General features: G+C 65.4%; 24 protein-coding genes. 11 read left to right on the top strand and 13 right to left on the bottom strand.

Annotated features, from left to right (window positions below; genetic code table 11):
* Positions 1–68: 68 nt before the first annotated feature.
* The 11 genes from TQ98_RS14335 to TQ98_RS14285 form a co-directional block, all read right to left on the bottom strand.
* Positions 69–599, bottom strand: coding sequence for a transposase (locus TQ98_RS14335; RefSeq protein WP_044872345.1), 531 nt, complete (start codon positions 597–599; stop codon positions 69–71).
* 355 nt (positions 600–954) lie between these two features.
* Positions 955–1,812: an EamA family transporter gene (locus TQ98_RS14330; protein ID WP_044872346.1), complete on the bottom strand. Its 858-nt coding sequence runs from the start codon at positions 1,810–1,812 to the stop codon at positions 955–957.
* 22 nt (positions 1,813–1,834) lie between these two features.
* On the bottom strand, positions 1,835–2,497 hold the full coding sequence (locus tag TQ98_RS14325; RefSeq protein ID WP_044872347.1) for a response regulator transcription factor: 663 nt from the start codon (positions 2,495–2,497) through the stop codon (positions 1,835–1,837).
* A 53-nt stretch (positions 2,498–2,550) separates the two neighbouring features.
* A complete protein-coding gene (locus TQ98_RS14320; RefSeq protein WP_044872348.1) occupies positions 2,551–3,093 on the bottom strand; it encodes a PQQ-dependent catabolism-associated CXXCW motif protein in 543 nt (180 codons plus the stop codon).
* A gap of 140 nt (positions 3,094–3,233) precedes the next feature.
* Positions 3,234–3,728: a hypothetical protein gene (locus TQ98_RS14315; RefSeq protein WP_044872349.1), complete on the bottom strand. Its 495-nt coding sequence runs from the start codon at positions 3,726–3,728 to the stop codon at positions 3,234–3,236.
* Between the two features lie 29 nt (positions 3,729–3,757).
* Positions 3,758–4,714, bottom strand: a complete 957-nt coding sequence (locus TQ98_RS14310) for an SCO family protein (RefSeq protein ID WP_052659189.1) — start codon at positions 4,712–4,714, stop codon at positions 3,758–3,760.
* Positions 4,715–4,725: 11 nt separating this feature from the next.
* Positions 4,726–6,960 carry a multicopper oxidase domain-containing protein gene (locus tag TQ98_RS14305; RefSeq protein WP_044872350.1) on the bottom strand — a complete coding sequence of 745 codons (2,235 nt, stop codon included), beginning with the start codon at positions 6,958–6,960 and terminating at the stop codon, positions 4,726–4,728.
* Between the two features lie 356 nt (positions 6,961–7,316).
* Complete coding sequence (locus tag TQ98_RS14300; protein ID WP_044872577.1) at positions 7,317–8,108, bottom strand: ABC transporter permease; 792 nt, start codon at positions 8,106–8,108, stop codon at positions 7,317–7,319.
* 39 nt (positions 8,109–8,147) lie between these two features.
* Positions 8,148–8,864 carry an ABC transporter ATP-binding protein gene (locus tag TQ98_RS14295; protein ID WP_044872351.1) on the bottom strand — a complete coding sequence of 239 codons (717 nt, stop codon included), beginning with the start codon at positions 8,862–8,864 and terminating at the stop codon, positions 8,148–8,150.
* Complete coding sequence (locus TQ98_RS14290; RefSeq protein ID WP_044872352.1) at positions 8,861–9,829, bottom strand: YVTN family beta-propeller repeat protein; 969 nt, start codon at positions 9,827–9,829, stop codon at positions 8,861–8,863. The genes TQ98_RS14295 and TQ98_RS14290 overlap by 4 nt, the downstream gene beginning before the upstream one ends.
* Positions 9,830–9,849: 20 nt before the next feature.
* Positions 9,850–11,046: an ABC transporter substrate-binding protein gene (locus TQ98_RS14285; RefSeq protein WP_044872353.1), complete on the bottom strand. Its 1,197-nt coding sequence runs from the start codon at positions 11,044–11,046 to the stop codon at positions 9,850–9,852.
* A 152-nt stretch (positions 11,047–11,198) separates the two neighbouring features.
* Here TQ98_RS14285 and TQ98_RS28275 point away from each other — a divergent pair, with 152 nt between their 5' ends.
* From TQ98_RS28275 to TQ98_RS14265, 6 genes are all read left to right on the top strand, one after another.
* Complete coding sequence (locus tag TQ98_RS28275) at positions 11,199–11,333, top strand: hypothetical protein (protein ID WP_277949290.1); 135 nt, start codon at positions 11,199–11,201, stop codon at positions 11,331–11,333.
* A gap of 206 nt (positions 11,334–11,539) precedes the next feature.
* Positions 11,540–11,695 (top strand): hypothetical protein, encoded by a 156-nt coding sequence (locus tag TQ98_RS27780; RefSeq protein WP_158249360.1) that lies wholly within the window; start codon positions 11,540–11,542, stop codon positions 11,693–11,695.
* A 251-nt stretch (positions 11,696–11,946) separates the two neighbouring features.
* Positions 11,947–12,384 (top strand): cytochrome c-550 PedF, encoded by a 438-nt coding sequence (gene pedF / locus TQ98_RS14280; RefSeq protein ID WP_044872354.1) that lies wholly within the window; start codon positions 11,947–11,949, stop codon positions 12,382–12,384.
* A 5-nt stretch (positions 12,385–12,389) separates the two neighbouring features.
* Complete coding sequence (locus TQ98_RS14275; RefSeq protein WP_044872578.1) at positions 12,390–13,268, top strand: transporter substrate-binding domain-containing protein; 879 nt, start codon at positions 12,390–12,392, stop codon at positions 13,266–13,268.
* Positions 13,269–13,281: 13 nt separating this feature from the next.
* Positions 13,282–14,028 (top strand): quinoprotein dehydrogenase-associated SoxYZ-like carrier, encoded by a 747-nt coding sequence (locus TQ98_RS14270; RefSeq protein ID WP_044872355.1) that lies wholly within the window; start codon positions 13,282–13,284, stop codon positions 14,026–14,028.
* 9 nt (positions 14,029–14,037) lie between these two features.
* On the top strand, positions 14,038–14,973 hold the full coding sequence (locus TQ98_RS14265) for a quinoprotein relay system zinc metallohydrolase 1 (RefSeq protein ID WP_044872356.1): 936 nt from the start codon (positions 14,038–14,040) through the stop codon (positions 14,971–14,973).
* A 285-nt stretch (positions 14,974–15,258) separates the two neighbouring features.
* On the opposite strand, the gene TQ98_RS14260 is transcribed toward TQ98_RS14265, so the two are convergent.
* Positions 15,259–16,272, bottom strand: a complete 1,014-nt coding sequence (locus tag TQ98_RS14260) for a membrane protein (RefSeq protein WP_044872357.1) — start codon at positions 16,270–16,272, stop codon at positions 15,259–15,261.
* 228 nt (positions 16,273–16,500) lie between these two features.
* On the opposite strand from TQ98_RS14260, the gene TQ98_RS14255 reads away from it, so the two are divergent.
* Entirely contained in the window at positions 16,501–18,285 is a 1,785-nt protein-coding gene (locus tag TQ98_RS14255) for a methanol/ethanol family PQQ-dependent dehydrogenase (protein WP_044872358.1), read from the top strand.
* Positions 18,286–18,494: 209 nt separating this feature from the next.
* On the opposite strand, the gene TQ98_RS14250 is transcribed toward TQ98_RS14255, so the two are convergent.
* A complete protein-coding gene (locus TQ98_RS14250) occupies positions 18,495–18,719 on the bottom strand; it encodes a hypothetical protein (protein WP_242443123.1) in 225 nt (74 codons plus the stop codon).
* Positions 18,720–19,237: 518 nt separating this feature from the next.
* On the opposite strand from TQ98_RS14250, the gene TQ98_RS14245 reads away from it, so the two are divergent.
* The 4 genes from TQ98_RS14245 to pqqB all read left to right on the top strand — a co-directional run bounded on the left by TQ98_RS14245 (position 19,238) and on the right by pqqB (position 23,952).
* A complete protein-coding gene (locus tag TQ98_RS14245; protein ID WP_044872359.1) occupies positions 19,238–20,815 on the top strand; it encodes a methyl-accepting chemotaxis protein in 1,578 nt (525 codons plus the stop codon).
* A 131-nt stretch (positions 20,816–20,946) separates the two neighbouring features.
* Complete coding sequence (locus tag TQ98_RS14240) at positions 20,947–22,467, top strand: aldehyde dehydrogenase family protein (RefSeq protein WP_103102960.1); 1,521 nt, start codon at positions 20,947–20,949, stop codon at positions 22,465–22,467.
* Between the two features lie 449 nt (positions 22,468–22,916).
* Positions 22,917–22,988: a pyrroloquinoline quinone precursor peptide PqqA gene (gene pqqA, locus TQ98_RS14235; protein WP_072432761.1), complete on the top strand. Its 72-nt coding sequence runs from the start codon at positions 22,917–22,919 to the stop codon at positions 22,986–22,988.
* Between the two features lie 49 nt (positions 22,989–23,037).
* Positions 23,038–23,952: a pyrroloquinoline quinone biosynthesis protein PqqB gene (gene pqqB / locus TQ98_RS14230; protein ID WP_044872366.1), complete on the top strand. Its 915-nt coding sequence runs from the start codon at positions 23,038–23,040 to the stop codon at positions 23,950–23,952.
* The last annotated feature ends 49 nt before the right edge of the window (positions 23,953–24,001 follow it).

Raw genomic sequence — 24,001 nt, 5'->3', positions numbered from 1 at the left:
GTGTGCCCGGCGCACCCTACGGTCGGGCTCGGGGTGTCCCGGTAGGGTGCGCTGCGCGCACCGCTTGGTCACTCGCCAAAAACGCCGTCGATATCGCCTGTACCGCCCCAGTCATTCGGATAGACGCCTTCGCCAACCAAGCGATGAAAGCTCGACCAGGACCAATCCGCTACCCGACCCACCAGGCCATGCTTGACCGGGTTCCAGTGCAGGTAGTCCATGTGTCGCCGGTAGTCGTCCTCGTCACGAATCCGGTGTTCCCAGAAGCGACGTTGCCAGAACGCCAGTTCGCCGCGCGCGAGTTGGCTGCCGCTGAGCTGATTTGCCCCAGTGCAATGTTGGCTCACTCGACGTTTGATGATGGACCAGCGGCGACCGAAATCATGGTCGTTCGTGGGAAGTTGCCAGACACAGTGAAGGTGGTCGGGAAGCAGTACCCAGCCGTGAATGACGAAGGGATAGCGCGCACGGGTATGGACGATGGCTGCGCGAAGCTGCTGGCGGACATCGGGACGGGTCAGCAGCGGTTGCCGCTGGTGGGTTACCAGGGTGAAGAAATACAGCGCGCCCGCGTCCCTGGCGCGACGGTAATTGGACATGCCTGGCCTCCTGCCGGGTATGGGGAGGCCAGCATAGACATCACCAGATCAGTGGGGACGCCGCAAGCACCCACCGGATTGTAGGAAAGGGCTGGTGCGCACGGCGCACCCTACGGTCGGGCGCGGAGTCGACGGTAGGGTGCGCCGCGCGCACCAGCGGTGTCAGGCCCTTTGCGGCACGGCCTGGAACTTCGCTCGCAGCACCAGGGCGATGCCGCCCAGGACGGCCATGGACATCAATGCCAGAGGGGCACCGCGCACACCAACCGGATTGTAGGAAAGGGCTGGTGCGCACGGCGCACCCTACGGTCGGGCGCGGAGTCGACGGTAGGGTGCGCTGCGCGCACCAGCGGTGTCAGGCCCTTTGTGGCACCGCCTGGAACTTCGCTCGCAGCACCAGGGCGATGCCGCCCAGGACGGCCACGGACACCAAGGCCAGGCGCAAGCTGATGTGCTCGCCCAGCAGCAGGGCACCGCCCAGGGCCGCGAGGACGGGGACGCTCAGTTGCACGCTGGCGGCCTGGAGGGCGCCGAGGCCGGGGAGGGCGCTGTACCAGATGGCGTAGCCGATGCCAGAGGTGAGGGCGCCGGAGAGCAGGGCGTAGATCAGCCCCGGCAGGTCCCAGCTGAGCTGGCCGAGAAAGGGCAGCAGGAGCAGGACAGCGAACGGCACGGCGCGGATGAAGTTGCCGGCGGTGGCCGCCAGGGGCAGGCCGGCCTGGCGGCCGAGCAAGGTGTAGGCGCCCCAGGCCAGGCCCGAAAGTAGCATCAGCAGCCCGCCCACCAGCGGCGGCGCACTGGCGCCGGGCAGCAGGAGGACCACCAGCCCACCGGTGGCCAGGGCGAAGCCCAGCGCCTGCTGGGTGTTCAGGCGTTCGCCCCGCACCAGCCCGAACACCACCATGCACAGCTGCACGGCCCCGAACAGCAGCAGCGCGCCGGCCCCCGCGTCCAGTTGCAGGTAGGCGTAGGAGAACGCGGCGGCATAGACGAACAGTGCCGCGGCGCCGCGCCAGTTGCCGGTGGCGGCCAGGGGCTCACGGCGCAGTCGCAGCAGCAGCCAGAGCATCAGGGCCCCGGAACACAGGCGAACGGCGGTGAAGCTCACCGCGTCGATGGCGGTTTCCTTCAGGGCGATACGGCAGAGCAGGGAGTTTCCGGCAAAGGCCAGCATGGCCAGGGCCGTGAGCAGCAGTGTGCGGGCGGCGGGCATGGTCGTCCTTGTGGGCGGGGCGTCAGCGACGCAGGTAGGCGGTGAAGTCGATATCGCTGGCCGACAGGATCGCCTGCACCCGGTTGTGCACGTTGAGCTTGCGCAGGATGGCCGAAACATGGGCCTTCACCGTGGTCTCGGCGATATCCAGGTTGTAGGCGATCTGCTTGTTCGATTCGCCCTTGGTCATGCGCTCCAGCACCAGCAGCTGCTTGCGGGTCAGCGCCTGGAGCAGTTCCGGCGGGATGGCGGGCTCTTCGTGATGACGGCGGGGCGAGGCTTTCTGCGTGCGGATGATGTCGGAGGGCAGGTAGACGTTGCCGTTGAGGATCTGCTCGATGGCGTCGGTCATCTGCGCGCGGGGCGAGGACTTGGTGATGAAGCCCACGGCGCCGTAGGTGATGGCCTGCAGCACCACCTGTTTGTCCTGTTCGGCGGAGACGATCACCACCGGCACGGTGGGCGCCTCGTTGCGCAGGTTGATCAGCCCGTTCAGGCCGTGCATGCCGGGCATGTTCAGGTCGAGCAGGATCAGGTCCAGATCGTCGTGTTCCTGGGTCAGCGCCAGGGCGCTGTCCAGGTCGGCGGTTTCCATCACTTCGCTCTCCGGAAAACCGTCACTGATGACGTTGTGGATGGCTTCGCGGAAAAGCGGGTGGTCGTCGGCAATCAGTATTTTGTACATGGCCTTTCACCTCATTGTTTTCATTATGGTGCGGCGCGCCCGGTGCATTCGGATCAGGGGAACGGCAGGGGACGGGCGGGCTGCAGGGGCAGACCGGCCTGTTCCCAGGCATCGATGCCGTCACGGTACCAGTAGAGGTTGGTGTAGCCCAGCGCGGCTGCGCGCTTTACCGCGTTCCAGCTGAGCCAGCAGTCGGAGCGGCAGTAGAACACCACCGGGCGGTCGAGTCGGCCCTGGCTGGCCTGCTGCAGGTGGCGGCTGAAGTACGCCTGCCATTCGGGCGCGAGCGTGCCGTCGCCGGTATTGGCCAGCCAGAGGCTGCCGGGCAGGTTGGCGTGGGGCTCGTCCTCGATGAAGCGGTCATGCAGCCACTGGCGGCGGTAGACATCCACCAGCAAGGTGTCGGGCTGCTTCTGGAGCAAGGCCTGGAGACTGGGCGTGTCCAGGGTGCGGGCGGGCTCGGCGGCTGCCGGGGTCGGGCTGCGATAGCGGGCGACACGGTAGCCGTCGGCGGAAAACAGCGGCGCGTTGGCCTCTTCGGCCAAGACGGGCAGGGCCAGGACAAGGCAGGTCACGCAGGCGAGGAGGCGCTTCATGGCGAGCTCTCAGTTCTTTTTATGGAGCCATTACAGGCCACCGCCGCTGCTTTTGGAATTCGACGTTGAGAGGGGGTAACCCGTACCAAAGTAGTAGATGCCGCCACCGGGCCAGTTGTCCGGCGGCGGTCATCGGTCGGTCAGACGCCCGGGGTGGAGAAGCTTGCCGTGGCGGCCGTCATCTGGCCCGAGTCGACATCGAAGGTCAGCTGGAAGGTCGCCAGCACGGAAATGGCCGCAACCGTGGGCCTGGCGCCCACCGGCGTCATGGGGAACGTCAGCTCCACCACATCGGTGGGGCGCAGTTCCCGGACCACCTGGTTTTCGCCATGGGCCAGGAACCGGGTACCGCTGGTCGCGCCAACGCCCAGCACATTGAGGAAGTCGATCACCAGGAGAACCCCCGCCGCGCCGTTGAAGTCCGGGTCGCTGAAGCTGGTGCTCCGGATGCGCGCCTGCCCCTTGATGTTGATATCTTCCGTGGGCGTCGTCAGGGTGCCGGCGATCGGGACAATCAGTTGGTCAGCCCTGCGCGGGAACAGCGGCACGGCCCTGGCGATGTCGGAGGCTGTGGCCGCCGCCAGCCCGGCCAGCGTCAGCAGGACGGTGGGAAGATGCCTTCGAGCGATGTTCATCTGAGCCTCCTCGACTCCTCATGGAGCCGCTAGCCGCCCCCGGGTGGAGGGGGTGCGGGTAGCGAATCCGCCTGCCCCGGCGGTGTCGCCCCCTGTTGTTCGAGATAGTGGATCAAGGCCTCCACGTCCTCGTCGCCCAGCTTCAGGTTGGGCATTCGGACCTGGTTGTAGCGATTGAAGAGTTCTACGGCGATGGGGTCCCGCTGTTCCAGCATCTGGTCGGGCGCCTTGATGAAGCGCCGCAGCCAGTCCTTGTCGCGCCGGGTGGTCACGCCTTTCAGGTCGGGGCCAAGCGCCTCGCCCTTGCCGATGGTGTGACAGGCGGCGCAGGTCCTGCGGAACAGGAAGAACCCCGCGCCCTTGTCCTCGATGGCCGGAACGGCTGAGTAGCCCTGGGCTGCCACGCCGCGCTGGTTCTGCCAGCCCATCAGGAAGGTGCTGAGCTTGGCCGCGAGGAAGCGCGGGTTGTCCAGGGTCGACTGGCGCATCCACTGGCCGGTGGGTTCGTTGCCGACCGTCAGGCTGGTCAGGTGCGCGTCCGGGTCCTCGGCATCGGTGCTGGACCAGAGGCCCAGCTTCTTCTGGGCCAGGCGGATGTCGTCTTCCTTGCCGGTGAGGAACAGCCAGTTGGGACCGGCATGGAATTTCTCCGCATAGGCCTTGAGCACCTGCGGGGTATCGGTCTCGGGATCGACGGTGATGGAGTAGAAATGGATGTCGGCCGCCTGGTCGCCCAACTCCTTCTGGACCCGTGCCAGGTTGGCGGTGCTGAGGGGGCAGCTGTCCGCGCAGGAGGTGAAGATCATGTTGATCGCCACCTTCTTGCCCTTGAGCAGGTCCTGGTAGAGATGCACCGTCTTGCCGTCCTGGGTCACCAGCGGCACATCCGGAAAGTAGCCCGGCCCCCAGGGCTGCGCGCCCAGGGCGGCCTCGCCGGACAGCAACACGACTGCCACCAGCGTGGCTAACCACTTCACGCAGCCCATGGTTTCGCCTCCTACCTGAACGCCGTCGGCAGAACTTCATCCGGCGGTACGAAGGTGACGCCCTGTGGCGTCGGGATCGGTGTTGGCAGCGGACGCAGGAAGGCGCCGCCGGCGTCGTCGATTTCCCAGCGCAGCAGCATGGCGTTGTCCTCGTGGGTAGTGTTGTGACAGTGCTCCATGAACATCCCACCGAAGTCGCGGAACTGCATGGTGAGGGTGACGCTGCCCCCCGGGCGCAGGCGATACACGTCCTTGCGGCCGCGTTCCCAGGCCGGAACATTGTTTGGGCTGCCATCGCGGGCGAGGATCTGGCCCTCCTCGAAGTGGATATGGACCGGGTGGTCCCAACCGCCGCCGCCGTTCTTCAGGGTCCAGATTTCGCGGGTGCCGAAGCGCGGGGCCGCCGAGACACGGCCGAAGTCCGCGGCCAGCTTGGCGCCGCCTTCGGCTCCAACACCCCACGGCCCGAAGAAACTGGTGATCGGGTCAGTGGTGGTCTGCTTGGCGCCACGGCCGAACTCGAAGACGCGCTGGGCCGCCACCGGAATCTTCGACAGGTCGGGATTCTGGATCAGCTGCGATGGCACCTGGCTGGTGTCGGGCTTGGCCGGGTCACGCACGATGCGGAACTCCAGGAAGCGTCCGACACAGGGGTCGCTGGAGGTGCCCGACTGGGCTTCCCGCAGGGTCAGGTCTTCCTTCGGCCGGCGACCGTTCTCATGCTCGGCGAGGTTCACCAGCCAGACCTTGTCGCCGACCTTGTAGCGGGAGAAGTCGATGATGATGTCGTAGCGCTCGGCGATACCCATCTCGTCCAGCGTGGTGAGCACCACCGGGGCCGGCAACAGGTTGCCGTCGTTGGCGATCTGGATCATCGGCGACGCATCGCTCAGGGACAGCTTGAAGAACCGCGCCACTGCCGCATTGAGGATGCGGAAGCGGTACTTGCGCCGCTCGACCTCGAAGAAGGGTTTGTAGACCAGGTTCACGGTCATCACGTCGCCGAGGAACCCATCGAAGTCGAAGATGTTCATGGCCAACTGGCCGTCACCATCCCACGCCTTGTCGGCGAGCATCAGGTTCACGTCGTAATCGAGGTTGCCGTACGACTTGTCCGAGCCGCTGGGCAGCCGCAGGTTGACCCCGTCGTTGAGCTCCTCGTTGCCACGATCCAGGCTGCTGTAGATGTTGAACATCCCGGCGTTGCCCTTGTACACGTTCTGCGAGGTGAAGCTGAACATGTGGTCGTGGAACCAGTGGGTGCTCATGGTCTCGTGGTAGTCACCCTGGACATTGTCGATACCGCCGGCATCGGTGGGTGAGCCGCAACGCGCGTCGGTGGCGCCCGTGTTGACGGTGTTGTAGCCGCCGTGGCAGATCGGATAGTGGTAGTCGTAGAACTGGCCGGGGAAGAAGTAGGCGCCGGTGAACCCGTCGTTCTCCGCCCCGTGGTGGCCGTTGTGCTCATGGGTGGTGATGGTGTGGATGCCGAAGCCGCCATTCTGGGTCGGGTCGTCCGGCAAATGGTTGTGGTGACGGAACAGGATCGACTCGTGGTAACGGCCGATCAGCAGCTTGGGCGGCAGTGTGCCGTTGAAGGTCCACAGTTTCAGTGCGTCCTGCGCTGGCAGGTCGGGATGGAAGGCTGCCGGGAAGTCATCGGTTTCCAGGATGCCGGAGTTGAGGTTGGAAGGCACACCGGGGTGGTACTGGGTGTTGGGCTTTGCACCTTCCTGAGTGACCTCCACCGCAATGGTGGGGAGAAAGCTCTCCCATTGCTGGTGGGCCCAGATGGGGCCCGGAGGCCGCCCCTCGATGGGGCCGGTCTTGCCACCCAGGACAGCGGGAACCGGGCGCTGGGTCTGGTTGGCCTCCTTCAACGGGTCCGGCCCCGGCGTGTTCGGAGCATGCCGCAGCGGGTCCATCACGTTGGCGCCGAAGACGAGAGGCTTGCGTGGCAGCACGTCGAAACGTGGCATGGGTTGGGTGAAGGCTTGCACGCCGAACAGCGGGCTGGGTGGGAGCCCGGTGGGAATGTCGAACGTGGCGGCGTAGGCGCTGCTGGTGAAAGGGCTCAGTCCATGGACCGGAACCAGCAGACCGCTGGAAGTGGCCAACCCCCATTTGATGAAGTCGCGTCGTGTGACTTCCCCCTTGATCAAGGCATTGGCCAGTTCCGCGAAATTCTGCTTGGCAATTTCCGCATCTCTGACACGTGCCTTTGACGTTTCTTTCGGGAGGTACATGCACCCCTCCTTGTTTTTGATCTCCCCCTTGGGCCTATGCAGCTCCAGGCAAGATCTTCGGCCAAGGAGGAAGCCGAAGAATCGGGTTCGGGTGCATTCGGGCTTTCGAGGGGCGCAAAAAACTACCCGCGGCCTCATGCACAGGGCCGAGAGACTGCAGAAGCGGCACGAAAGCTTCCTGCAACGTCACCCTCTCCATTGATAAGAAACATGCTGTTACCCACCCCAGGTGCTGTCAATCAGCCAGCGGACCGCTGTCAGGCTCTTTATACCTAAGTCGTTGGCTTTGATTCCTAAAGGAAGCATGCAGGTTTTAGCTGTAACTATTGCCTGACAAAGGGGGTCTAATTGGCGGGCTACCCGGCCTTGCGCAGTGCGGCGTGCTGGGGGTTGAAACTCAGTACAGCCGCCACTGCGAAGAGCAGTGTCAGGGCCAGGCAGATTGCAATGGCCATTCCGTTGAAGCGCTCGTACAGGGCAAAGCGCACCATCTCCACCGCATGACTGAACGGATTGAGCGCGCACAGCCAATACAACCACTCGCTGGCCTCGCGCATCTTCCACAGCGGATAAAGCGCGGACGAGAGGAAGAACAGCGGGAAGATCACAAAATTCATCACTCCGGCGAAGTTCTCCAATTGGCGGATGCCGTTGGACAACAGCAGCCCCAGTGCGCTGAGCAACAGGGCCGCCAGCAGCAGCGCGGGCAGCACGGCCAGCAAGCCGAAGGCGGGCGGCTGAACGCCGTAGAGCCAGGCGATGGCGAGGAACGCATAGACCTGAAGCAGGGACACCAGCGACGTCGCCAGCAACCTGGCCGCCAGCAGGAAAGGCCGGGGCAGGGGGCTGGTGAGCAGTAGTCGCATGCTGCCCATTTCCCGGTCATAGACCATGGACAGCGAACCCTGCATGCCGTTGAACAGCAGGATCATGCAGGCCAGGCCCGGGACGATGTAGGTCTCGTAGGTGATGTAGGTGTCGTAGGGCTCGATGATGGCGATCCCCAGTGCCGCGCGGAAGCCGGCGGCGAACACCAGCAGCCAGAGCAGCGGGCGCACCAGGGCGCTGAGGAATCGTGTGCGCTGCAGCACGAAGCGCAACCATTCGCGCAGCAGGATGCCGCGCAGGCATTGCCAGTAGGCGGTCAGCATGGGATCGGCTCCGAAATGGCCATGGGTAGGATGCGTTCATGCGGTCAACCGCTCGAAGGCGCCGGCAAGCCCGCCTGCGTGGCGTGAGCCGAGGCTGGCAGCGCTGTCATTGGCAATGATCCGCCCCTGGTGCAGCAGCAGCAGTCGATCCTCGGGCCGCACCTCATCCAGCAGGTGAGTGGTCCAGAGCACCGCCATACGCCGGTCGCTACAGAGCTGCCGGACGTGGCGGTTGAGGCCGTCGCGGCTGGCCGGGTCCAGGCCGGCGCTGGCTTCATCCAGCAGCAACAAACTCGGTTCATGAAGCAGGGCGCGGGCGATCTCCACCCGGCGGCGGTGGCCGCCATTGAGCAGGCGCACCTTGTCGCGCCGGCGTGGAACCAGTTGCTGGCGCTCCAGCTCCCGCTCGATGCGCGCCTGCGCCAGGCGTCGCGGCAAGCCGTGCAGGCAGGCGTGGTAGGCAAGGTTCTGCTCCACGGACAGATCGAGGTCCAGCGTGCTCTGCTGGAACACCACGCCGAGCTTCGCCAGGGCCTTGCGCGGTTCGCGGCGCAAGGAATGGCCACACACGGCTATCTCGCCCTGTTGCAGGTCGTAGAGGCGGGTGAGCAGGGCGACCAGGGTAGATTTCCCCGCGCCATTAGGCCCGAGCAGGGCGGTGAAGCTGCCCGGTTCCAAGATGAAACCCACCTGCTCCAGGGCACGGCGCGCGCCGTAGGAAAACCCGACCCCAGTCAGTTCCAGGGCGCTCATGGGGTCACCACCACGCCCCAGGGATAACGGCCGACCTTGATCGACTTCGTCACCTTGAGGCTGTCCACGTCGATGACCGAGACGTCGCCGCTGATGCCATTGGTCGCCAGCAGCTGCTTCTCATCCGGGGTAAAGGCCAGGTGCCAGACACGCCGGCCCACCAGCAGGTAGTCGAGGACTTCATAGGTTTTCGCGTCCAGCACCGCCACATGGTTGGCCGGGCCCAGGGCGACGAAGGCGTACTTGCCATCGCGGGTCAGCTTCACACCCACCGGCTGCACCTTGTCCGGGTGCACGCCCTTGATCTGGAACTTCAGCACCTTCTGCACCTGGCGGCTGGCCACGTCCACCACGGTCACGGTGCCGCCGATCTCTGCCGAGGTCCACAGCAGCTTGCCGTCCTGGCTGAACTCCACGTGTCGCGGGCGTTGGTCCACCAGGGTGTTGTCTACCAGCTTCTGCGTTGCGGTATCGATCCAGTGCACCATGTTGGTGGTTTCGCTGGTGTTCACCGCCCACTTGCCATCCGGGCTGACGGCCATGCCTTCCGGCTCCACCCCCACGTCGATCTGGCCCAGCACCTGGTCGGACTGGGTATCCACCACCGTCACCAGGGCATCGTCTTCGTTGGAGATGTACAGCCAGCGGTCGTTGGGATGCAGGGCGAACTGCTCGGGGTCGGCGCCGGAGGGCAGTTCCTTGATGATCTTGCGGGTGGCCAGGTCCATCACCTGCACCGTGTCCGAGTCACTGGCGCAGATGTAGAGCAGCTTGTTGTCGCTGGACAGCGCCAGGCCACGGGGCCGCGCGCCCACGGCCAGGCTCGCGGTGACTTCCAGGCTGTCCAGGTCGATGACGCTGATGCTGTCGTCCTTCTCGTTGGAGACATAGGCGGTGGCGGCCAGGGCCTGGCTGGCGATGACCAGCAGGGCGGAGCCGACGGCAGTGGCGAGGGGCGTGGGCATGGTGGTTGTCCTTCTTGTTGTCAGTCGGCCGAGGCGAACTTCCGGCAGGTGCTTTCCGGACGGTCGAAGCCGAGGCTGTCCAGTTCGCTCACCGGGTGCAGGAAGCCGTCTTGCGGCGAGGTGCTGACCAGGGCCCGTGGATGCACCAGGGGAATGGGTTGGCGCAGCTGGCCGTCCCAGTCGCGGTAGCTCAGCTTGCGGCCCTTGAAACCGTCCAGGGGCAGGTCGGCGGACAGCGCCAGCGCGCGGATGGCGCTGGCATCGGTCTTCTTCAGGTGAGTCACGGCGCTGGCGATGCTGCGCACGGCAATCCAGGCGGCGAAGTCCCGGTCGTTCATCCAGCGCCCGGTCAGTTCCTCGAAGCGCTTCTGCAATTGGGCGGCGCCGTAGGTTTCCACCGTCTTGTGCCAGCCGGTGGGCGTCAGCCCCTGGGTGCCGGCGACCGGGCGCGGGTACCAGGTGTTGTAGGGCAGGTATTCGCCGAAATCGCCGCGCTCATCGGCCACCAGCACCACGTCGTATTCCGGGGCCTGGGTGAACAGCGGCATGTCGGCCTGGGCGCTGCGGCGCTGGTCATTGTCGAAGCTCCAGGGTTTCTCCTCGACGATCTTGGCACCGAAGCGCCCGGCGGCTCGGCGTACCGCTGCGGCGTAGGCCTGGTCGTCCGGCGTCTGCCCGTTCACCAGCAACCAGCGCTGCCAACGGCGGGTAGCGAGGAACTGGGCCAGGGCGTCGGCCAGCATGGCGCGGTTCGGCAGGCTGTGCAGCAGGTTGGCCCGGCACTGTTCGCCGCGCAGCTCGTCACTGGGGCTGCCGGCGTTGAACAGCAGGCTGTCGGGCAGGGCGTCGGCCAGCTGCACCACCTGTTCCGCCGGGGCATTGATCACGAACAGCCGCAAGCCCTGGTCATGCAGGGCGCGGGCCTGGGTCAGCAGTCCTTCGGCGGTGGCGGTGCGGACCGCCGTCAGGGTGTAGCTGTGCTTGAGGAAGCGGCCGGTGCTGTTGCTGTCGGTGATGGCCAGTTCGGCGCCGCGCAGCCCCGCGTCCTCCGGTTCGGGGATGACGTTGGACAGCAGCGGCCCACGGGCCGGCGCCCAGGCCAGGTAGCCGATGCGCACGTCCAGGCTGTCGTCTTCGGCATGGACGTGTGTCGCGACCAGGGCGGAGCCGGACAGTGCCAGCAAGTACGCTAGGCCGTGAAGCAGGTAATGGCGCATTTCGTGGCTCCTCTGAACGTGGAGCCAGCATAGGAATGGGGCAGGGCCTGGGAAATATGAAGAAAGTACCGGTCGGGCGGTACCAAGGTAGTAGAAATCGGCCAGCGATTACGCCCTAGGATGGCCGCACAAAAACCAGAAGGAAGCCGTCCATGCGCATCCTCAAACACTTGCTGTTGCCGTTGATCCTGATTCTCAGCCTGGTCGGCTTCGACCGCGTCGGGCCCTCCGATATTCACCAGCGGGGCAGTGCGCCAATGCTGCCGGTCATCTGGCTGGATGAGTGAGCATCCGTGCTCGTGGAGCGTGGATTTTCGGTCGCCCCCCTTCGCCGGGTCTGGACCTACCGGATCGGCTTCATCCGTGGATTTGCTACTGGCGGCGGAGGGGCACTCCTCCGAAGGTACAGGTCTGGAAGTACCAAGGTAGAAGAGCCACGCCGGGCACGCCGCCCTAGCATGACCGTCAAAGGAACCTGCATGAGGACTCCGTCATGGCCATCATCAAGCACCTGCTGCTGCCCCTACTGATGATCTGCTGCCTGCTCGAGTTCGAAGTGGCTCGGGCCGCCAGCGACCTGCCGCGCCACACCCCGTCTGTGCCAGAACAGACTCTCTCCCTCCCGGCACTGCAGCCCAGTGCCGGCTGATTCACCCGACCTTTTCCTCTCCCGTTGAAACCCGCCGGCTGGCGACGGTCTCCCACCGTCCGCCAGCCGGCGGCTGCCTGTGCGTTGGCGGGCGCCGGGCAGGCCGTTCACACGCCTACGCCCGCACTACTACCAAGGGAGGAGGGTCAGGCCACCAAAGCAGGATGGGGGCGTTGCCGGGAGCTTCATACCATGACCCCACAGCGCTCTGATCGGGGCGCCGCCTTGCACAGCAAATGAGGATGTACGTGATGAACAAGAACAGCGCACTTCGCGGCCTCGCACTCCTGGCCGGTCTGACCCTGAGCGGAATCGTCCTGGCCCATGGCGACGTGGTGCCCCAGGCCGTGAACACCGAAGGCCTGGACCCGCTGGGCAAGGAATGGCGTGACGAAAACCCCTATCGCGCGCCCTATGCCAAGCATGATCTGGCGGTGGAGATCGGCTCCTCGGCCTACAACCAGAACTGCGCCCGCTGCCACGGTTTGGAAGCCAAGTCCGGCGGCATCGCCCCCGACCTGCGCTACCTGGAAGTCAGCGCTGATGGCGACGAGTGGTTCAAGGAGCGGGTGATCAATGGCGCGGTGCGCGATGGCGCCGTGTACATGCCGAAGATGGCCGACTACCTCAGCCAGGAAGCCCTCTGGGCGATCCGTACCTACCTGGAAAGCGTCCACGTGGACGAGTGATCGCCATGCGCCTGCTCGTCCTGCTGTGCTGGCTGCTGTGCCTGCCTCTGGCGCAGGCACAGGTGCGGCCCTTTGACGACATCATCGACTCCGGTGTGCTCAAGGTGGCCGTCTACGAAAACTTCCCGCCCTACAGCTTCCAGGAGAACGGGCAGGCGCGGGGCGTGGATGTCGACCTCGCGCAGGCCCTGGCCGAAAGCCTGGACCTGAAGCTGGAGCTGCTCTGGATCACCCCCGGCGAAAAGCTCGACGACGACCTGCGCAACTTCATCTGGAAGGGGCACTACATGCGTCCGGGCGTGCTCGCCGATGTGATGCTGCGGGTGCCCTACGACCGCGATTTCGCGCAGAAGCGAAATGATGTGGGGGAAATCTCCAATGACCAGGTGGTGATGTTCGGCCCCTACCAGCGCGAGCGCTGGCAGGTCGCCTATGACAGCCGACGCCTGCCCGAGGTGCCGAGCATGGGCGTGTTCCAGTTCCACCCCATTGGCGTGGAACTGGACAGCGTGCCGTCCTTCTACCTCACCTCGGTCTTCGCCGGGCGCCTTTCGCGCAATACCCATCACTATCCGGGGCCGGGCGCGGCGTTCGAGGGCATGCGAAAGGCCGAGGTGGACGCGGTGATGGCCCTGCGCGGCGAGCTGGACTGGCTGGAGCACCAGGCCCACGACCCGCAGATCCTGAATGCGGACAACACCTACCCCAACCTCGGCCAGCCGGATTGGGATATCGGCATGGCGGTGCACGAAAGCAATCGCCAGCTGGCCAATGCCCTGGAAGAAACCGTCGACGTCATGGTCCACGATGGCCGCATGGAAAAGCTCTACGCGGGCTACGGCCTGCGCTACGAATTGCCGGGGCTCTATCAGGACGTTCAATGACCGGAGGTGCGGGATGCACAGGCGAAAGTTGTTGCTGTTGGGCCTGCTGGGCTGCGCGGCGCCCCTCCGGGCCGCGCAGGACCCGGTGGAATCGGTGATGTGGGACTACTTCCACCAGCGCCTGCTCGGTGGCCAACCCTACGTCCACGACCCGAAGGTGGTACTGGAAGCGCCGCCATTCGCCGAGGATTCGCGGCAGGTGCCGATCCAGGTGGATGCGCGGGCCTATGCCGGGCAGGTGGTGAAGATCATGGCCTGGGCCGAGCTCAACCCGATCCCACGGATATTCATCTTCCAGCCCGGTGAGCGGGTGGCGCCCATGCTGGCCATCCGCATTCGCATCGAGCAGGCCACGCCCATCCGCGCTGCCGTACTGACCCGCGATGGGCTCTGGCACATCGGCTCAATCCGGATCGATGCCGCTGGTGGCGGCTGCACCGCGCCCAGCGTGGTGCGGGCCCAGGCGGGCTGGGAAGACAGGCTGGGTCAGGTTCACGGCGGACGCTTCCCCCATGGGGAGACCAGCCGGCTGCGCCTGCGCATCGACCACCCCATGGACAACGGCCTGGTCGGCGGCATCCCGGAGTTCTTCCTCAATCAGGCCGAACTGCGGGATGCCAGCGGCAAGGCCCTGGCGACCCTGGAGCTGTTTCCGGCAGTCAGCGAGAACCCCACCATCAGCCTGGATGTGCAGGGCAGGGAGGAGGCCCGCTTGTGGTTGCGGGACAACAACGGCAACGAATTCGAGGCCAGTTTCTAAGGAGGGGGTATGCGACTGTTCGCACTGGTGCTGGCCGGTCTGGCCTTCGCCGCACAGGCTGGCCAGGACTATTCGCTTGCGCCCCGGCAGGTCGCCGAAGGCACCTGGCTGCTGGAAGGCAGCACCGACAATTTCGACAAGGCCAATGGCGGCAACATCGTCAATACGGGGTTCATCGTCACCGAGGCCGGTGTGGTGGTGATCGACACGGGCCCCTCGAAGGCCTATGGCGAGGCCATGCGCCGGGCCATTGCCGTCGTGACCGACAAGCCGGTGGTGCGGGTCCTGCTGACGCACCATCACCCGGATCATGTGCTGGGCAACCAGGCCTTCGCCGACGTACCCATCGCCGCGCTGGCCGGCACGCGGACGCTGCTGGAAGAGCAGGGCGAGGCCATGGCGGAGAACCTGTACCGCCTGGTCGGGGACTGGATGCGCGGCACGGAAGTCGTGCTGCCGACGGAAACCCTGGAGCCCGGCGTACGCGACATCGGTGACCATCGGCTTCGGCTTCTGGCCCTGCGCGGTCACACCGGCGCCGACCTGGCGGTGCTGGACGAGCGCACCGGCGTGCTCTTCGCCGGGGACCTGGTGTTCTACCAGCGCGCCCTGACCACACCGAACAGCCCGGGCCTCGGTGCCTGGCTGGCAGACCTCGACACCCTGGAGAGGCTGCCCTGGAAAACCCTCGTGCCCGGCCACGGACCCATCAGCCAGGACTCCGCGCCCTTTGCGCAGATGCGTGACTACCTGGGCTGGCTGGATGGCTTGCTGAAAGAGGCGGCGGGGAAGGGGGAGGAGATGAACGAAGTGATCCGGTCGCCGATTCCGGAGCGGTTCGCGTCGGTGAATCTGAGTCGGTATGAGCTGATTCGCAGCGTCAGCCACCTGTATCCGAAGTACGAACTGCAGCGGCTGCCGAGGGTGGATGGCGCGGCGGAGTGACCGGGCTCATTGGTGCGCGCGGCGCACCCTACGGTCGAGCCCGAGTGCCGGGTTTGCCTCGTAGGGAGCGCCGTGCGCACCGTCGCGATCCCCGCTGATGGGTTTCGCTCCGCTCTACCACATCCTACGAACGCCCCGCCTTACACCAACTCCCCGTTCTTCAGATCGGTCTTCAGGTAGCGGAGTGACCGGGCTCATTGGTGCGCGCGGCGCACCCTACGGTCGAGCCCGAGTGCCGGGGTTGCCTCGTAGGGCGCGCCGTGCGCACCGTTCCGAGCTCAGGCCTTACACCAACTCCGCGTGCTTCAGCTCGCTCTTCAGGTAGGCGTAGTAGATCGGCGCCGCCACCAGCCCCTGCAGGCCGAAGATCGACTCGAACGCCAGCATCGCCAGCAGCAGTTCCCAGGCCCGGGCGCTGATCTGCCCGCCGACGATGCGGGCATTGAGGAAGTATTCCAGCTTGTGGATGGCGATCAGGTAGCCCAGGGCGCCGAGTGCCACCCAGAGGGAGACCGAAAACCCGGCGATGAAGATCAGGGTGTTGGACATCAGGTTGCCGATCACCGGCATCAATCCAAAGATGAAGGTCAGCAGGATCAGCACCTTGGTCAGCGGCAGGTGGACGTCCATCAGCGGCAGCACCACGCCGAGAAAGATGCCGGTCAGGGTGGTGTTGACCAGGGAAATCTTGATCTGCGCGAAGACGATGTTGCGGAACGCGGTGACCAGCAGGGCCATGCGTGCCATCAGCACGCGGCTGAGCGGGCGCAGGCCCTCGAAATTGGGGATCGGCTGCAGGGCAATGATGGCGCCGAGGATCATGCCGATCAGCATGGTCACGAAGGTATGCGCCGCTCCCTTGCCCAGCAGTTGCAGCTGGCCGACGTGGGAGCGCAACCAGTCCGTCAGTTCCCGGCGCAGGTCATCGGCACTGGCCGGCAGGTAGTTCTCGATGGAGGCCGGCAACTGCGCCCGGGCCTGTTCGGTCAGGGCGATGAACTTCTCCAGCAGCTGGCCGGGGTTGTGCAATTCCTGTGTCACGACGCCGGCAATCCAGACGAAGAACAGCGACAGCAGGCTCACCACCAGGGTGCCCAGCAGGGCCACGGCCAGCCAGCGGGCGCGGCGTCCGCCCGGAATCACCGGCTGCAGGCGCGGGGCCAGGCTGATCACCAGCTCGTAGACCAAGAGGCCCGACAGCAGGCACGGCAGCATGTGGAAGGGCAGCACCAGCAGCAGGCCAATGAAGGCGATGGCCCAGCTGGCCAGGAGCAATTGACGATCGGTAAACAGTTGCATAGTTCCCAGGGGCATTGGTCAGCGAGGCAAGGGGCGGCAGTCTGCCAGCGAGTGGGTCCGCCGCACAATCGGCAGCTGAAGTATGCAGGGGCGTGGCGGTATTGCTACCAACGGAGTAGGAAAATCCGCACTGCGTCCAATTGTTGGCCATTCGTGGCGAACCAAGAATTTGCGGCAGACCGGGAATTTTTCCGGATCACAACAACAAGCCCGCAGAGGTAGCCGCTAATGAAGCTCGCCACACACAACCCGCCTTTCGCCCGGACGCTGATGTGCCTCGCCCTGTTGCTCTCCAGCAGCCTGGCCCTGGCCGGCGTCACCGACGAGGAAATCCTCGATGACGCCAAGTCCACCAAGGAGGTGGTCACCAACGGCCTGGGCCTGCAGGGCCAGCGCTACAGCACCCTGGAAGCTCTGAACAGCGACAACGTGCAGCAGCTGCGCCCGGTGTGGGCGCTGTCCTTCGGTGGCGAGAAGCAGCGCGGCCAGCAGGCCCAGCCCCTGGTGAAGGATGGCGTGATGTACGTCACCGGCTCCTACTCGCGGGTATTTGCCGTGGATGCCCGCACCGGCAAGAAGCTCTGGCAGTACGACGCGCGCCTGCCCGACGGCATCATGCCCTGCTGCGACGTGATCAACCGGGGCGTTGCCCTCTATGGCGACCTGGTGATCTTCGGCACCCTGGACGCCAAGCTGGTCGCCCTGAACAAGGACACCGGCAAGGTCGTCTGGCGCAAGACCGTGGCGGACTACAAGGCCGGCTATTCCATCTCCGCCGCGCCCATGGTGGTCAAGGGCAAGCTGATCACTGGCGTCGCCGGTGGCGAATTCGGCGTGGTGGGCAAGATTGAAGCCTACGACCCGAACAACGGCGAACTGCTCTGGACCCGTCCGACCGTTGAAGGCCACATGGGCTACGTCTACAAGGACGGCAAGCAGGTCGAGAACGGCATTTCCGGCGGCGAAGCCGGCAAGACCTGGCCGGGCGACCTGTGGAAGACCGGTGGCGCCGCGCCCTGGCTGGGTGGTTACTACGACGCGGAAACCGACTCCCTGCTGTTCGGCACCGGCAACCCGTCGCCGTGGAACTCCCACCTGCGTCCGGGGGACAACCTGTTCTCCTCCTCGCGCCTGGCGCTGAATCCGGATGACGGCTCCATCAAGTGGCACTTCCAGACCACGCCCCACGACGGCTGGGACTTCGACGGCGTCAACGAGCTGGTGTCCTTCGACTACAAGGACGGCGGCAAGACCGTGAAGGCTGCGGCCACCGCCGACCGCAACGGCTTCTTCTATGTCCTGGACCGCACCAACGGCAAGTTCATCCGCGGCTTCCCCTTCGTCGATGTCGTGACCTGGGCCAAGGGCCTGGACAAGGACGGCCGCCCCATCTACGACGACAGCAAGCGTCCGGGCGCGCCGGGTGCCGACGGCAAGCACGGCAGCCCGGTCTTCGTGGCACCGTCCTTCCTCGGCGGCAAGAACTGGATGCCCATGGCCTACAGCCAGGACACCGGCCTGTTCTACGTGCCGTCCAACGAGTGGGGCATGGACATGTGGAACGAGGGCGTCGCCTACAAGAAAGGCGCGGCCTACCTGGGCGCGGGCTTCACCATCAAGCCGCTGAACGAGGACTACATCGGCGTGCTGCGCGCCATCGATCCGAAGTCCGGCAAGGAAGTCTGGCGCTACAAGAACTACGCGCCGCTGTGGGGCGGTGTGCTGGCTACCAAGGGCAACCTGGTGTTCACCGGCAACCCCGAGGGCTTCCTGATGGCCTTCGATGCCAAGACCGGCAAGAAACTCTATGAGTTCAACACCGGCTCCGGCGTCATCGGCTCCCCCATCACCTGGGAAATGGACGGTGAGCAGTACGTTTCCGTGCTCTCCGGCTGGGGCGGCGCCGTACCGCTGTGGGGTGGCGAAGTGGCCAAGCGCATCAAGGACCTGAACCAGGGCGGCATGCTCTGGACCTTCAAACTGCCGAAGGAGGCAGTGGTCGCCAAGCGCTGATCCCACTGACAAGGCCCGCTTCGGCGGGCCTTGTCGTTTCTTGGGGATACTCCCGATACCCTGGCGTGGTAGATGGCTGGGGCGGTCAATTTTCCCGATTGGGAAAATTTTCGGCTTTTCCCCAGCCGTCACCCATTTTTTTACCTATCGGGAAAAATATGGCCTCTACCGCGCACTTCTCCAGCATGGCCGAACTGGGCCGGACAGATTTATCGGCCGCTCCACAACCCCGCGACCACTTCCTGGCTGATCCACTGCCTCGGCATCCGGTTCTCCGGGTGGTAGCAGTACACGTAGAGCAAGGCGTGGAGGCCGGATTCGCTGATCACCACTTCCTCGTCGAACCAGCCATTGGCGGTCCGCAGCAGTACGCACTGACGTTGGTCGTCACAGAGTTGGCGGATGATGCAGTCGTTGATGTTGGCATTGACCACGCGGCGCAGGTCACGGGTGGAGAACCAGGCTTCGTGGCCGATGAGGAAGGCGCGCAGTTAGCGGCGGTGGCGCCGGAAGACCTGCGGAGTGATTTCGGGAAGGGTCATAGGGAGAGCTCCGTCCATTGGGTTGGGGAGCCGCCACCAAATCCTTGAAGGGCGGCGGACCGTGCGAGTGTGGAAGTACCGGGATAATCAGCAAGACCGGTCGGGCCGGAGCCCGCTCGCACGGTCCGCCATAGACTGCCGACGTGAGACCCGTCGCTATGGCGTGCTGATTATCAGTGAACGGGCTTCCACACCCGGTTGCGACCCGAGGGGCGCAACGGCGCAAACCCTATCCAAGCCCTCTGTAGTCCAGCAATGCCGTCTCCGCGTAGGCCCATTTCCTGTTCAGGAGCGCGATTTTCCTTCGTGCTGAGGGCGAACCCTCGGGCTCTACGACCAAGGAACCATGGTTTTGTACTGGGCAAAGACCGCTTAATACGCCCCAAACAATGACAAGAAAGGGGTAAGCGATGCGTTACTGCCTGATTCAAAGCTTCCTGATCCTCACTATCGCCGGCACCGCGACCCTGGCGGACCTGCCGCCCTGGCTGGGCATTCTCCTGTTGCTGCCCTTGCCCTGGTTGTTCCGCGCCAGGCAGCCGGGCCAGCCGATGGCCGAGGAGGGCACCGATGTCGCGCGGCTGACCCGCGACCTTTCTCGCAGCACCAGCGTCAACGCCTTGTCCGCCGCCGGGGTGGCCTGGTCGGTCGGTCACCTGGCCGAGCGCCTGAAATCCCAGCTGCAATCCGCCGAGCGCATCGTTGGCAGCGCCGAAGTCATGATCGGAACGGAGGCCGCCACGTCCGCGCTCAGCCAGCAGGCGTTCGCCGCCGCCCATGACGCCCGCCGCAGCAGCGACGAGGGCAGCGAAGTCCTGCAACAGGCCATGGAACTCATGCACCAACTGAGCGCCCGCGCCGGCGCCAGCCGCGAGCTGATTGCCGCGCTCAGCCAGCGCAGTGAGGAAATCCAGCAGGTCGCCCAGGTGATCCAATCCATCGCCAGCCAGACCAACCTGCTGGCCCTGAACGCCGCCATCGAGGCTGCGCGGGCCGGTGAGCACGGGCGGGGCTTCGCCGTGGTGGCTGATGAAGTTCGTGGCCTGGCCGGGCGCACGGCTAGCGCCACCGAGGAAGTGGGGCAGATGGTGGCCGATATCCAGCGCCAGACCGCCCTGGTGGTGGAGCAGATCCAGCAGCTCTCCGCCGACCTGGACGCGGGTGTTGGCCAGGTGGAACTGACGGGCCGCCAACTGGAAAAAATCGCCGGCCTCGCCGCAGCGGTGGAGGGGCAGGTGGACGAAATTGCCCGTGGCGCGCGGACCAATCGCGACCAGTTGGCCAGCCTGTTCGAGGCGGTGGGGCAGATGCGCAGCGACCTGGGCGTCAGTGACGAACAGACGCGCCACCTGGCGGAGGCCGCCAGCCAGTTGCAAACCCAGGCGGAAACCATCAGCGAGCGCCTGGCTGAAGTCGGCCTGGACGACTACCACCAGCGGGTCTACGACTTGGCCCGCCAAGGTGCGGCGGCCATCGTCGAGCGCTTCGAGCGGGATGTGCAGGACGGACGAATCAGCCTCGACGACCTGTTCGACCGGCGTTTGCAGGTGGTGCCCGGCACTTACCCGCAGAAGTACGGCTCGCGCTTCGACCGCTACACCGACCAGGTCCTGCCGGATATCCAGGAACCCTTGCTCAAGCAGCACGAGGGGCTGGTATTCGCCATCGCCTGCACCCAGGAAGGCTATGTGCCGACCCACAACCTGGCCTTCAGCCAGGCGCCCACGGGGAATCGCGAGCAGGACATGGCCCGCAGCCGCAGCAAGCGCATGTTCAACGACCGCACCGGCATCCGCTGCGGCAGTCACCAGCAGCCGCTGCTGCTGCAGACCTACACCCGCGATACCGGCGAGTTGATGCACGACCTGTCGGTGCCCATCGTCGTCCAGGGTCGCCACTGGGGCGGCCTGCGCCTGGGCTACCGGCCGGAACAGGCCGCTGCACCGGCGACCCAGGCTTCGCGCAGGGCCGCTCTGGCACGGGCCTGAGCGCGAGTCGACTACTACCAAATGACGAGAGCCTCGCTCCCATGGGCGCATACCGGGGGGCGGCAGGCGCTGACTAAGATCGGTCCACAACCTGCCCAACCGGGCAGGCACCGACCAGAGAGAGCAACGCCATGATCTACGCACAACCAGGCACTCCGGGCGCCGTCGTCAGCTTCAAGCCGCGTTACGGCAACTTCATCGGCGGCGAGTTCGTCGCCCCGGTCAAAGGCCAGTACTTCACCAACACCTCTCCGGTGAATGGCCAGCCGATCGCCGAATTCCCCCGTTCCACCGCCGAAGACGTCGAGAAGGCGCTGGACGCCGCCCATGCCGCCGCCGATGCCTGGGGTCGTACCTCGGTGCAGGACCGCGCGAACATCCTGCTGAAGATCGCCGACCGCATCGAACAGAACCTGGAAGTGCTCGCCGTCACCGAGACCTGGGACAACGGCAAGGCCGTGCGCGAAACCCTGAACGCCGACATCCCCCTGGCCGCCGACCACTTCCGTTACTTCGCCGGCTGCATCCGCGCCCAGGAAGGCGGCGCCGCCGAGATCAACGAGAACACCGTCGCCTACCACATCCATGAGCCGCTGGGCGTGGTCGGGCAGATCATCCCGTGGAACTTCCCGCTGCTGATGGCCGCCTGGAAGCTGGCCCCGGCCCTGGCCGCCGGCAACTGCATCGTGCTCAAACCCGCCGAGCAGACCCCGCTGGGCATCGCCGTACTGATGGAGCTGATCGGCGACCTGCTGCCGGCCGGCGTGCTCAACGTGGTGCAAGGCTTCGGCAAGGAGGCCGGCGAAGCGCTGGCCACCAGCAAGCGCATCGCCAAGATCGCCTTCACCGGCTCCACCCCGGTGGGCTCGCACATCCTCAAGTGCGCCGCGGAGAACATCATCCCCTCCACCGTCGAGCTGGGCGGCAAGAGCCCGAACATCTACTTCGAAGACATCATGCAGGCCGAGCCGGCCTTCATCGAAAAGGCCGCCGAAGGCCTGGTGCTGGCGTTCTTCAACCAGGGCGAGGTGTGCACCTGCCCGTCCCGCGCGCTGGTGCAGGAATCCATCTACCCGGCGTTCATGGCCGAGGTGATGAAGAAGGTCAAAGCCATCAAGCGCGGCGACCCGCTGGACACCGAGACCATGGTCGGCGCCCAGGCCTCGCAGCAGCAGTTCGAGAAGATCCTCTCCTACCTCGACATCGCCCAGCAGGAAGGCGCGGAAGTGCTCACCGGCGGCGCCGTGGAGAAGCTGGAGGGCAGCCTGGCGACCGGCTACTACATCCAGCCGACCCTGCTGAAGGGCCACAACAAGATGCGCGTGTTCCAGGAAGAAATCTTCGGCCCGGTGGTGGGCGTCACCACCTTCAAGGACGAAGCCGAAGCCCTGGCGATCGCCAACGACACCGAGTTCGGCCTCGGCGCCGGCCTGTGGACCCGCGACATCAACCGCGCCTACCGCATGGGCCGTGGCATCAAGGCCGGCCGCGTGTGGACCAACTGCTACCACCTGTACCCGGCGCACGCCGCCTTCGGCGGCTACAAGAAGTCCGGTGTCGGCCGCGAAACCCACAAGATGATGCTCGACCACTACCAGCAGACCAAGAACCTGCTGGTCAGCTACGACATCAACCCGCTGGGCTTCTTCTGATCCATTGTCGACCAGTGCGGCGCGCCGGACGGGCGCCACACTGCCTTTGCCGATGGCGCCCTGTCAGCGGGAACTGCGCACCTCCATCCCATACCCTGCAGGGCTTTATCGCGACGCGGCCTCGGCCGCGTTTTTCTTTTTTCGGGGGTGATTTCATTCACTGTGCCTTTCGTAGGATGGGTGGAGCGGAGCGATACCCATGCGGACAGGGTGATGGGTATCGCAAGCTCGCGGAACGCCGCCCGACCCATCCTACGAGGGACCTATGCGGCAGTTGGTAGTCTGCGCAGCGAATGAGTTCGTCCCCACAAATCATCATGCCAACCCATTTCGCGGCCCCTACCAATTCACGAGCGAATCTCCTCCGAAAGTACCATTCGGGCCCCTCCGGCCCAGTGGTTAACTGGACTTGCCGGAATCCTCCGGCGTCATAACAAGAGGATGGCTCCATGTGGACTAAACCCGCCTTTACCGATCTGCGCATTGGTTTCGAAGTCACCCTGTACTTCGCCAACCGCTGATCCGCATCGCCCCGGCCCTGTGCCGGGGCCCCCGCCCAGGGCCCATCCCATGCATATCCAGATTCTCGGCTCGGCCGCCGGTGGCGGCTTCCCCCAGTGGAACTGCAACTGCCGCAACTGCCGGGGCGTGCGCAGTGGCAAGGTGCGCGCCCAGCCGCGTACCCAGTCCTCCATCGCCCTCAGCGCCAACGGCATCGACTGGGTGCTGTGCAATGCCTCGCCCGACATTCGTGCCCAGCTGGAGGCCTTCCCGCCGCTGCAACCGGCGCGCCGGGTGCGGGACACCGGCATCTCCGCGATCATCCTGCTGGACAGCCAGATCGACCACGTCACCGGCCTGCTCAGCCTGCGCGAGGGCTGCCCGCACAGCGTCTGGTGCACCGACATGGTCCACCAGGACCTCACCAGCGGTTTCCCGCTGTTCACCATGCTCCAGCACTGGAATGGTGGCCTGGATTGGCAGCGCATCGACCTCGCCAGCCCGGCCTTCGAGATTCCTGCCTGTCCGGGCCTGCAATTCACCGCCATTCCCTTGCGCAGCAGCGCGCCGCCGTATTCGCCGCACCGGGGCAACCCGCACCCGGGCGACAACATCGGCCTGTTCATCGAGGACCTGAACACCGGCGGACGCCTGTTCTACGCCCCCGGCCTCGGACAGGTGGATGAGGCACTGCTTGGCTGGATGCGCCGCGCCGACTGCGTGCTGGTGGACGGCACGCTCTGGCGCGACGACGAAATGCGCCACTGCGAGGTGGGCGACAAGCTCGGCAGCGAGATGGGCCACCTGCCGCAGAGCGGCCCAGGCGGAATGCTCGAGGTGCTCGACGGCCTCGACGGACCGCGCAAGGTGCTCATCCACATCAACAACACCAACCCGATTCTTGATGTCGATTCCGCCGAGCGCGCCGAACTGGGCCGCCATGACATCGAAGTGGCCTGGGATGGCATGAGCATCGAGTTGTAACGCACGCCGAACCATTCAAGGTGCGCACGGCGCACCCTACGAGGGAACC

The organism is Pseudomonas sp. LFM046 (genome assembly GCF_000949385.2).
GTDB lineage: Bacteria > Pseudomonadota > Gammaproteobacteria > Pseudomonadales > Pseudomonadaceae > Metapseudomonas.
The sequence above is the reverse complement of the archived record's forward strand: the minus strand, read 5'-3'. Positions and strand labels throughout refer to the sequence as shown.